This window comes from Rhodococcus sp. IEGM 1341, from assembly GCF_030056895.1.
GTDB lineage: Bacteria > Actinomycetota > Actinomycetes > Mycobacteriales > Mycobacteriaceae > Rhodococcoides.
On the sequence record NZ_JASHKV010000003.1, the window covers coordinates 22,025 to 32,994 of the forward strand.

Below are 10,970 nucleotides of genomic sequence, written 5' to 3' on the forward strand. Positions count from 1 at the left end.
TTCGCGGTGACGTGGGTGACTCATTCTTCGATTGTGGACCCCGGTGTTGTTCGGCCGTCGACTCGGTCGGCCATTGCGCTCACCAACGAGACCAGGCGCGGGTGATCGACGAGGTCGTCGACGAGCACACGCTTGCCTTTCGCGTCGGCCAACGGGATCTTCCAGTTCTCGTACTGGGTTTCGTCGGTACCGGGCTGGTTCTGAATTCGGTGTTCGCCGACGGCGTCGACGAGAGCGACACCGATCAGCAGGGACGGGCTGCGCTGGACGAGGCGATGCAGAGCTTCCACCGTCTCGTGGTTGTCGGCGTCGGCACCGAGCAATCCGCGCTCGCGCGCCAGGTCGAGAACTGCCTCGCGCTTGGCTGCGTCGATGTCCTTCTCGGCCTCGATGTCTCGTTCGAGCAGGCCGAGACGGGACCGCAGGTCTATGTGTTCACCCTCGAGGTATCCGGCCGTCGGGGGCAGATCGTGTGTGGTCACCGACGTCAGGCACAGGGTGCGGTAGTCCTCGGGTGCAATGGGCCCGGATTCGTCCGCTTCGAACCACAGGATCGAGGTGCCGAAGATGCCGCGCTCGGTGAGGTACTCCTGCACCATCGGCTCGAAGACACCGAGATCCTCGCCGACCACCACCGCGCCTGCCCGCTCGGCCTCGAGGGCCAGGATACCGATCAGCGCCTCGTGGTCGTACTCGACATACGTTCCGCCGCCGGCATTCTCGGCCTCCTGCGGAATCCACCACAGGCGGAACAGACCCAGGATGTGGTCGACGCGGATACCGCCGGCATGACGAAGGATCGTGCGCAGCATGTCGCGGTAGGGGACGTACGCCAGTTCGCGTAGTCGGTCCGGATCCCACGGGGGTTGGTTCCAGTTCTGGCCCTGCTGGTTGAAGTTGTCCGGCGGCGCGCCCACCGTGACTCCCGACGCCAATACGTCACCGAGCGCCCAGGCGTCGGCTCCGCCGCGCGCCACGCCCACGGCGAGGTCGTGCATGATCCCGATGTCCATCCCAGCATCGAGTGCCGAGCGTTGCGCGGCGGCCAACTGCTCGTCGCAGATCCACTGCAGCCACATGTGGAAGTCGATGCGCTCGGCGAGCTTGGTGCGCTGTTCGAGCACGAAGTCGGTCCGCGGGTGTGCTGCCTTGTCGGTCCAGGCCGAATTCTCGGGTCCGAACTTCTCCGCCAGGGCGCTCCACACCGCGAAATCGCGCAGTCCGGAACCCTCGCGTTCGACGAACGCGCGGAATGCGGATTCGCGCGCCGGGCTCCGTTCCACCTTGTGAACACGTTCCAGGGCACGCAGTTTCGCCGTGAAGGTCGAGTCTCTGTTCAGCTTTCCGGTTCGCTTGTTGGCCTTGTCGAACCGCTTCGCCGCTTTCCGGACCTTGCCGAACTGTTCCGGTGACAGCAGCGCGGTTTCACGAATGTTCTCCACTCGGATGTAGAGCGAGTTGAAGAACCGGCGGGTGGTCGGCAGATAGGGCGACGCCTCGACCGGTGTGGTGGGTCGGTCGGCGTGCAGCGGATTGACGAGGAGATAGTCGAAGCCGTGCTCGCGGCCGACGATGTCGGCCATGTCCTCGAGATCACCGAGATCACCGATTCCCCATGATCGTCTCGATCGCACCGAATACAGCTGGGTGAGCAAGCCCGTCCGCTGCCGATCTGCCAGTTCTGCGTTGGGTGACAACGACTTCGGAGTGACGACCACGACCGTGTCCGACGTCCGGACCGTGTTGTCCTCGCTGATCGTCGTCGCGGTCAGGCTGTGCCAACCGAGCGGTGCACTGCTCGGAACGACGAACGTGGCACGACCGATGAGGCGGCCGTCGACCTCACGGGGATCGACCCAGATGTCGGCCTGGGTCACCTCGATGGTCTCGCCGTCCTCGGAGACCATCGAGACCTCGACCGGATTGCCGTGTGGCACATGGACCCACACCACGGCGTCGGTGCCCTGTGTGGCCACCACCACCGGCGGAAGCAGGCGCCGCCACGGCGCGTTCTCGATGTCGGCCAGAGCTCGGTCGACGTCCTCGGTCGATTCGGTCGCGTAGCCGCGCGCGGCGAGCACCTGACGCAGGGTGTCGTCGCTCACTTCGTGTTCGGTGTCGTCCCAGCCTCGGTACGAGGTCGATGTGCCGAGACGTCGGGCGAGAGAGCGAAGTGCCTGCGAGTAGTCCACACCGATGATCGTGCCAGTTCGCCGCGCCCGCGTCATGCCGGCCGGGCCTTCGTTCACCGGCCACCGCTCCGATCCGAACGACGGGCGGGTCCGGTTGCTCGACTGCCAGGATTGAAACACGCCGCGCTGGGTAGTCTGGGTCGGCGAACGGTAAAACGACTGCTCGGCGACGATAGGAAGTGCGGATGGCTGGGGTCAGCAAGATCGAAGAACTGGAGCGAGGTTCCGGTGCACCGGTCGAGCTGAGGGTGCGCGCCGAGGCCGACCAGCTTCCGGTGGTCCGTGCAGTCGCCGAAACACTCGCAGTGCTCAGCGACTTCACGCTCGACGACATCGCCGACGTCAAGTTGGTCGTGGACGAGGTGTGTTCGCAGTTGATCAAGGGCTCGGTCACCGATGCAGAGCTCTCGTGCACGTTCGCGGTGAGCGACTCCGGAATCCGGATCGTCGTCACCTCCACGTTGACCTCCACATCCGTGCCGAAGAAGGACAGTTTCGGCTGGCACGTGTTGCAGACGCTGACCGACGCCATCGAGTTGCGCGCCGACGACGCCGTCGAGGGCGAGGCCGGTCACACGGTCGCGATCGACGTGGTCAAGCGGAGGAGCAAGGTCTAGTGCCTGTGCCGCACGAACGAAGCACACGGCGAGAGTCCGACGATTACAGCGACGTTGTCGCACTGATCCAGCAGATGCAGGCGCTCGACGAGAATTCACCGCAGCGCCGAGTGCTGCGCGATCGCATCATCACCCGCTGCCTGCCTCTCGCAGAACACATCGCACGCCGCTTCGGCGGCCGCGGCGAAGCACACGAGGACCTGCTGCAGGTCTCACGTCTCGGTCTGGTGAACGCGGTCGACCGATTCGACATAGAACGCGGTTCGGATTTCGTGTCGTTCGCGGTGCCCACGATCATGGGCGAGGCTCGCCGCTACTTCCGCGACGCCGGATGGTCGGTTCGAGTGCCGCGGCGCATGAAGGAACTGAACTCGATGATCTCCCAGGCTGTGGGATCGCTGTCGCAGAAGCTCGGCCGAGCTCCGACCGCCAGCGAGATCGCGGCCGAGCTGGGGATCGACGTCAAGGAAGCCTCGCAGGCTTTGCTTGCGCGCAGCGCGTATCAGACCGTTTCGGTCGACTCGGTGGTCAGCGAGGATCGGTTGCCGCTGATGGACACCCTCGGTGCCGATGATCCCGAACTCGAGAAGATGGAGAGCTACCTCGCGGTGCGGCCTGCACTCGAGAAGTTGCCCGAGCGTGAGCGTCGAATCGTCGTGCTCCGATTCTTCGGGTCGATGACCCAGACTCAGATCGCGGAGAAGGTGGGGATTTCGCAGATGCACGTCTCGCGAATCCTGGCTCGCACGCTCGCTCAGCTGCGTGAGGACCTCGGCGAGGACTGAGGGCGACCAGTAAAGCTAGGCTCGCTGGATGAGTGTGTACGACGACGTCGACGAGTACATCGGAGCCCGTAGGGTCACGGGCCTGGCGGCATCGCACGATTTCTCGCGGGCGGTGGTCGTGGTTGCCGCACTGGACGATTCGCGGACCGAGTACCGAACGTCGTTGTGGGAGATCGATGTCGACGGCGGTTCGCCCGCCCGGCGGATCACCCACAACGAGTGGGGTGAGAGTGCTCCGGTGTTCACCTCAGCGGGCGATCTGTTGTTCTCTCGCACATCGAGCAAGGACGATCCGGCTCGGCTGTGGATTCTGCCTGCCTCGGGCGGTGAGGCGCGCGTTCTCGAGACCAGGTCCGCCGGTCTGAGCGAGGTCGTGACCGCCCGTTCCGGATTCGGGCTCGTCGGGCTCTCGCCGGTGTTCGGATCGTCGAGCACCGATGAGGACGACGACGCCCTGCGCACCGAGCGCAAGGCGAACAAGGTGGATGCAATTCTGCACACCGGAGTTCCGGTGCGTTTCTGGGATCACGATCTGGGGCCTGCGACGCCGCACCTGTTCGCGGGATCGTCGGACGGTTCGACCGGACTGCGCGATCTGACGTCGGATGCGGCCGGAGCGTTGCACGAAGCGGCCTTCGATGTCGGTGCCGACGGTTCGTTCGTCGTGTCCACCTGGTCCGTCCCCGGCGCTCTGGCGACCGTGCGGACGGTGCTGGTGCGTATCGACACCGCGACGGGGGAGCGTACGACGATCGTCGACGACGTCGATGCCGACCTGGGCGCACCTGCGATCTCGCCGGACGGAGCGTCCGTGGTGTTCGTGCGTGAATCGCTCTCCACTCCCGAGGACGCGCCTCGAATGACGCTGCAGCGCTACGATTTCGAGTCTGCTTCGGTCGTCGATCTCGCTCCCGGCTGGGATCGGTGGCCGATCGACCCGGTGTGGCTGCCGGACGGGTCGGGGGTACTGGTCACCGCGGACGACGACGGCCGGTCCCCGATCTTCGTCGTGCGTGAGGGCGCGGAGCCGCGTCGGCTGACGAACACGAACGACGCGTACACCCACGTCCACGTGTCCTCGGACGGAACCAGGGTGCTGGCCCTCGCCGCGTCGTATCTGGCCGCCCCGCATCCGGTCTCGATCGACCTGTCCGACGGCACCGTCGACGACCTCGACACCTCCGTCGACCGCTGTCCGGTGCCCGGAACTCTCACCGAGATCGACACCGTCGTCGACGACGGTGCTCGGGTGCGCGGCTGGCTTGCACTGCCCGAGGGTGCCTCGGACGCGGCACCCGCACCTCTGCTGCTGTGGGTGCACGGTGGCCCGCTCGGCTCGTGGAACACCTGGTCGTGGCGGTGGAATCCGTGGCTGATGGTCGCGCGCGGGTACGCCGTGCTGCTGCCGGACCCGGCGCTGTCCACCGGGTACGGCCAAGAGTTCGTACAGCGCGGCTGGGGAGCGTGGGGCAAAGCTCCGTTCACCGATCTGATGGCGTTGACCGACGTCGCGGTCGCGCTACCCGAGATCGACGAGACCCGCACCGCGGCGATGGGCGGATCTTTCGGCGGCTACATGGCCAACTGGATCGCCGGACACACCGATCGGTTCGACGCCATCGTCACCCATGCGAGCCTCTGGGCGCTCGATCAATTCGGCCCGACGACCGATGCGCCGTGGTACTGGGCGCGGGAAATGTCTCCGGAGATGGCGGTCGAGAACTCCCCACACCTGTTCGTCGCGGACATCGCGACGCCGATGCTGGTGATCCACGGCGACAAGGACTATCGCGTGCCCATCGGCGAGGGCCTACGGCTGTGGTACGAACTGCTCAGCGAATCCGGCCTGCCCGCCGACGACGAGGGCAACACCGAGCATCGTTTTCTCTACTTCCCGGCCGAAAACCATTGGATTCTGAGTCCTCAGCACGCCAAGGTCTGGTACGAGGTGGTGCTGGCATTCCTGGCCCAGCACGTGCTGGGCGAGAGGGTGTCGATGCCCCGAATCCTCGGCCACTAGAATCGACCGGTGACCAGTTCAGCGCCAGAGCACTCAGAGAACCCCGCCGATTCGATCGACCTGCCCAAGAGCTGGGATCCCAGTGCGGTCGAGGCGGAGCTGTACCGGTCCTGGGTCGACGCCGGGTACTTCGAAGCCGACGCGACCAGCGGCAAGCCGCCCTATTCCATAGTGCTGCCCCCGCCCAACGTCACCGGCAGCCTGCACATGGGCCACGCTCTCGACCACACGCTGATGGACGCGCTCAGTCGTCGCAAGCGGATGCTCGGGTACGAGGTGCTGTGGTTGCCGGGCATGGACCACGCGGGTATCGCCACGCAGACCGTCGTGGAGAAACAACTCGCCGCCGACGGAAAGACCAAGGAAGAGTTCGGACGCGAGGCGTTCCTCGACAAGGTCTGGGACTGGAAGCGTGAATCCGGCGGAACCATCGGTGGGCAGATGCGACGCATCGGCGACGGTGTCGACTGGAGTCGAGAGCGTTTCACCATGGACGACGGCCTGTCCGAGGCCGTCCAGACCATGTTCAAGCGGATGTTCGACGACGGTTTGATCTACCGCGCCGAGCGACTGGTCAACTGGTCGCCGGTGCTGCAGACCGCCATCTCCGACATCGAGGTCAAGTTCGAGGACGTCGACGGCGAACTGGTGTCGCTGCGATACGGCTCGCTCGACGATGCCGAGCCACACGTCATCGTCGCGACCACCCGAGTCGAAACGATGCTCGGCGACACCGCAGTCGCGGTCCACCCCGACGACGAACGGTACAAGGCTCTCGTCGGCACCACCCTCGAGCACCCGTTCACCGGACGGCAGATCCCGATCATCGCCGACGACTACGTGGACCCCGAGTTCGGCACCGGCGCAGTGAAGATCACCCCGGCACACGATCCCAACGACTTCGAGATGGGCGTGCGGCACTCGTTGCCGATGCCCTCGATCATGGACAAGGCAGGCCGGATCACTGATACCGGAACGCAATTCGACGGTATGGATCGCTTCGAGGCGCGCGTGAAGGTGCGTGAAGCACTCGCCGAGCAGGGCCGCGTCGTCGCCGAGAAGCGCCCCTACCTGCACAGCGTCGGCCACTCCGAGCGCAGCGGCGAGCCGATCGAGCCACGTCTGTCGCTGCAGTGGTGGGTCAAGGTCGACACCCTGGCGAAGGCGGCCGGCGACGCAGTGCGTAACGGCGACACCGTCATTCATCCCAAGAGTCAGGAACCGCGCTGGTTCGCCTGGGTCGACAACATGCACGACTGGTGCATCTCGCGTCAGCTGTGGTGGGGTCATCGGATTCCGATCTGGTACGGACCCGACGGCGAGACCGTCTGCCTCGGACCGGGGGAGACGCCACCCGAGGGCTGGGAGCAGGATCCCGACGTCCTCGACACCTGGTTCTCGTCCGGGCTGTGGCCCTTCTCGACGATGGGGTGGCCCGACGCCACGGCCGATCTCGAGAAGTTCTATCCCACCGGTGTTCTCGTGACCGGATACGACATCCTGTTCTTCTGGGTCGCCCGCATGATGATGTTCGGCACCTACGTCGGAGCGGACGACGCGATCACCGCAGGCAAGCAGGGGCCGCAGGTTCCGTTCCGAGATGTGTTTCTGCACGGCCTGATTCGGGACCAGTTCGGCAAGAAGATGTCGAAGTCGCGAGGTAACGGCATCGATCCTCTCGACTGGGTCGATCGTTTCGGTGCCGACGCGCTGCGCTTCACGCTCGCTCGCGGCGCGAACCCCGGTGCCGACATGTCGGTCGGCGAGGATCACGCGCAGTCCTCGCGCAACTTCGCCAACAAGCTGTTCAACGCAACGAAGTTCGCGTTGATGAACGGCGCGGCACCGGCAGATCTCCCGTCGCGGTCCGAGCTGACCGACGCCGACCGTTGGATCCTCGACCGACTCGAACAGGTTCGGGCAGAGGTGGATTCGGCGTTCGACCGTTACGAGTTCAGCAAGGCCTGCGAGGCGCTCTATCACTTCGCCTGGGACGAGGTCTGCGACTGGTACCTCGAGATCGCCAAGGTGCAGTTCGCCGACGACGCCATCGCCGTCACCACGCGCGGGGTACTCGGCAACGTTCTCGACGCCTTGTTGCGATTGCTGCATCCGGTGATTCCGTTCGTCACCGAAACGCTGTGGAAGGTGCTCACCGGCGGCGAGTCGCTGGTGATCGCCGCGTGGCCCACTGCCTCCACCGATTCGCTGGATTCTGTTGCCGCACAGCGCATCGAAGACATGCAACGACTCATCACCGAAATTCGCCGGTTCCGCAGTGATCAGGGACTCAAGCCGTCCCAGAAGGTGGCGGCCCGCATCGTCGGAGTCTCCGAATCGGATCTGGACGGGCAGATTTCGGCGGTCACCGCACTGGCTCGACTGACCGAGCCGGCCGAGGACTTCGCGGCGACGGCGTCGGTCGAGGTGCGTCTGAGCAAGGCCACCGTGGTCGTCGAACTCGACACCTCGGGCACCGTCGACCTGGTCGCCGAGCGGGCCCGACTGGTGAAGGATCTCGCGGCTGCGGAGAAGGAACTTGCGCAGACCACCGGCAAGCTCGGCAACGAAGCGTTTCTCGCGAAGGCACCGGATGCGGTGGTGGACAAGATCAGAACACGCCAGACGATCGCAGGCGAAGAGATCGTCCGCATCACGGCGCGGCTCGAATCGATGGGAACCTAAGTGACCGAATCCGACGAGGCCCTGCCCCTGCCTCCGCCGAGCCCGGTCGATCTGGCCGAGCTCGCACTCGTGGAGGCCGAGCTCGACAAGCGTTGGCCCGAAACGAAGATCGAGCCGTCGACGGCTCGGATCTCGGCGCTGATGGACCTGCTCGGCTCGCCGCAGAGGGCGTACCCGTCGATTCACGTCGCGGGCACGAACGGCAAGACCTCGGTGACCCGCATGATCGATGCGCTCCTCACCGCGTTCCATCGGCGCACAGGCCGCACCACAAGTCCGCACCTGCAGATGGCGACCGAGCGGATCAGCATCGACGGCCGGCCCATCTCGCCGCGGCTCTACGTCGACACCTACAACGAGATCGCTCCGTTCGTGGACATGATCGACGCGCAGTCCGAGGCTGCGGGCGGACCCCGCATGAGCAAGTTCGAGGTGGTCACGGCCATGGCGTTCGCGGCGTTCGCCGAGGCCCCGGTCGAGGTTGCCGTCATCGAGGTCGGACTCGGCGGGCGTTGGGACGCCACCAACGTCGTCGACGGCGAGGTTGCCGTCATCACCCCGATCGGCCTCGATCACGTCGAGTTCCTCGGCGACGATCTCGCGACGATCGCGGGAGAGAAGGCGGGGATCATCAAGAAGGCACCGGAATCGCTGGTGCCGCGCGATACCGTCGCGATTCTGGCGAAGCAGCAGCCCGAGGTGTCCGAGGTCCTGCTGAGGGCGGCGGTACAGGCGGACGCTGCGGTGGCCCGAGCCGGATCGGAATTCACCGTCCTCGGCAGGCAGATCGCCGTGGGAGGCCAGCAACTGGAACTGCAGGGGCTCGGCGGGGTGTACACCGACGTCTTCCTTCCCCTGCACGGCGAGCATCAGGCGCACAATGCCTCACTCGCACTCGCGGCGGTGGAGGCCTTCTTCGGTGCGGGTCCGGATCGTCAACTCGATCAGGACACCGTGCGCGGCGCGTTCGCAACGATGGTCAATCCGGGTCGACTCGAGCGGGTGCGCAACGCCCCGACGGTGTTTCTCGATGCCGCGCACAACCCGCACGGGGCAGCAGCGCTCGCCGCTGCCCTCACCGACGAATTCGATTTCCGCAAACTCGTCGGCGTCGTCAGTGTCATGGCGGACAAGGATGTCGGTGCAATCCTCGACGCGCTGGAGCCGGTGTTCGACGACATCGTCGTCACCCACAACGGGTCAGCGCGGGCGATGGACGTGGACGCGTTGGCCGACATCGCGGTGGCCAAATTCGGCGACGAACGCGTCGTGGTGGCGTCGACCCTGCCCGATGCGCTGGAAACGGCGATCGGGTTGGCCGAGGAAGTTGCCGAGCCGGGTGAGGCCGTGTCCGGTGCCGGAGTCGTGGTGACCGGATCCGTGGTGACCGTCGGTGCAGCCCGCACTCTGTTCGGAAAGGACCCCGCGTGAGCGAGACAGAGTTCAGACCACCCACGAACGATCCGTGGAAGGGGTTCCGCGGTGTCTGTGCAGGAACGTTGGTACTCGAAGCCATCGTCGTTCTGCTCTCGCTGCCTGTGGTGGCCGTCGTGGGCGGCGGTGCAACGTGGTTTTCGACCACGTACATCGTTCTCCTCGCGGTCGCGATGATCGCAGGCGCCGGCAAGCAGGGTGAGCCCTGGGCGATGAAGTTCAATCTGATTCTGCAAGTGTTCGTTCTGTTCGGAACGGTGTTCCATCTGTCCATCGGCATCGTCGGCCTGATCTTCATCGCCGTGTGGCTGTATCTGCTGTACCTGCGCCGTGACATCACCGAGCGAATCCGACGTGGGATGCTGCCGGGGCAGCGCGACTGACAGGGGAAACCTGTCGGTTTCGGCGATGCGGCGCGCGCCGCATCGCTGTGTTCCATTACTGTTCTCGACGTGACCGACCGCACCCTTGTACTGATCAAGCCCGACGGAGTTGCCCGGCGTTACGTAGGAGAGATCCTCGGCCGCGTGGAGAAGAAGGGTCTGAGCATCGTCGCACTCGAGCTCAAGACCGTCTCCCGCGAACTGGCCTCGGCTCACTATGCGGAGCACGAGAGCAAGCCGTTCTTCCCCGAGCTGCTCGAGTTCATCACGTCCGGACCGGTGGTGGCCGCAGTTCTCGAAGGCCCCCGCGCCATCGCTGCGTTCCGCCAGATCGCAGGCGGCACCGACCCCGTCGCCAAGGCGGTTCCCGGCACCATCCGTGGTGACCTCGCCCTCGACGGTCAGCAGAATCTGGTGCACGGATCGGATTCCGTGGAATCGGCCGAGCGCGAGATCGCACTCTGGTTCCCCGGCCTCGCCTGACCGTTCCGCCTTCGACACGAAAAGCAGCACTTCCTTCCGGCCACGCCGCATCCGCTCGGAACCCGAACGGTGCGGCGTGGCGAGTACGCATCACAGCGTGTGGGATACTCGACGACAGATCGACTTCACTGCACCAGTACGTACAGGTTTCACGCTCCACCCGAAGCCAAGGCTTCACCGAAGTTCGCTAGTCCGGTGTGGTGTATCGATCGGATGACTGTCGTCTATCCGCTGCCCGTCATCGCAGATGCTCGAACGAGAGACAGGCTCGTTCGCGTTCTTGCTTGATGATCAGGCGCTCGGATCGCCGGTACACCACCATCCAGCCAGGCACCGCACACGCTGTCGTCGACCACCGAGAACTACGAAGT

General features: G+C 65.3%; 8 protein-coding genes. 7 read left to right on the forward strand and 1 reads right to left on the reverse strand.

Translation table 11 applies throughout. The features are described from left to right. Positions 1-20 precede the first annotated feature (20 nt). The gene (malQ, locus tag QM615_RS09540; protein WP_188078680.1) at positions 21-2,228 is read right to left on the reverse strand and encodes a 4-alpha-glucanotransferase; all 2,208 of its coding nucleotides are present in this window, start codon (positions 2,226-2,228) and stop codon (positions 21-23) included. 149 nt (positions 2,229-2,377) lie between these two features. Here malQ and QM615_RS09545 point away from each other — a divergent pair, with 149 nt between their 5' ends. From QM615_RS09545 to ndk, 7 genes are all read left to right on the forward strand, one after another. Then, positions 2,378-2,809, forward strand: a complete 432-nt coding sequence (locus tag QM615_RS09545; RefSeq protein WP_149406237.1) for an ATP-binding protein — start codon at positions 2,378-2,380, stop codon at positions 2,807-2,809. Next, a complete protein-coding gene (locus tag QM615_RS09550; protein WP_037193137.1) occupies positions 2,809-3,594 on the forward strand; it encodes a SigB/SigF/SigG family RNA polymerase sigma factor in 786 nt (261 codons plus the stop codon). Before QM615_RS09545 ends, QM615_RS09550 begins: the two co-directional genes overlap by 1 nt. A gap of 28 nt (positions 3,595-3,622) precedes the next feature. Further along, a complete protein-coding gene (locus tag QM615_RS09555) occupies positions 3,623-5,614 on the forward strand; it encodes a prolyl oligopeptidase family serine peptidase (RefSeq protein WP_149406236.1) in 1,992 nt (663 codons plus the stop codon). 9 nt (positions 5,615-5,623) lie between these two features. Further along, positions 5,624-8,299: a valine--tRNA ligase gene (locus QM615_RS09560; RefSeq protein ID WP_149406235.1), complete on the forward strand. Its 2,676-nt coding sequence runs from the start codon at positions 5,624-5,626 to the stop codon at positions 8,297-8,299. After that, a complete protein-coding gene (gene folC / locus QM615_RS09565) occupies positions 8,300-9,730 on the forward strand; it encodes a bifunctional tetrahydrofolate synthase/dihydrofolate synthase (protein ID WP_149406234.1) in 1,431 nt (476 codons plus the stop codon). After that, positions 9,727-10,116 (forward strand): DUF4233 domain-containing protein, encoded by a 390-nt coding sequence (locus QM615_RS09570; RefSeq protein ID WP_094670662.1) that lies wholly within the window; start codon positions 9,727-9,729, stop codon positions 10,114-10,116. The genes folC and QM615_RS09570 overlap by 4 nt, the downstream gene beginning before the upstream one ends. Positions 10,117-10,185: 69 nt before the next feature. Further along, positions 10,186-10,599, forward strand: a complete 414-nt coding sequence (gene ndk / locus QM615_RS09575; protein ID WP_032394582.1) for a nucleoside-diphosphate kinase — start codon at positions 10,186-10,188, stop codon at positions 10,597-10,599. The last annotated feature ends 371 nt before the right edge of the window (positions 10,600-10,970 follow it).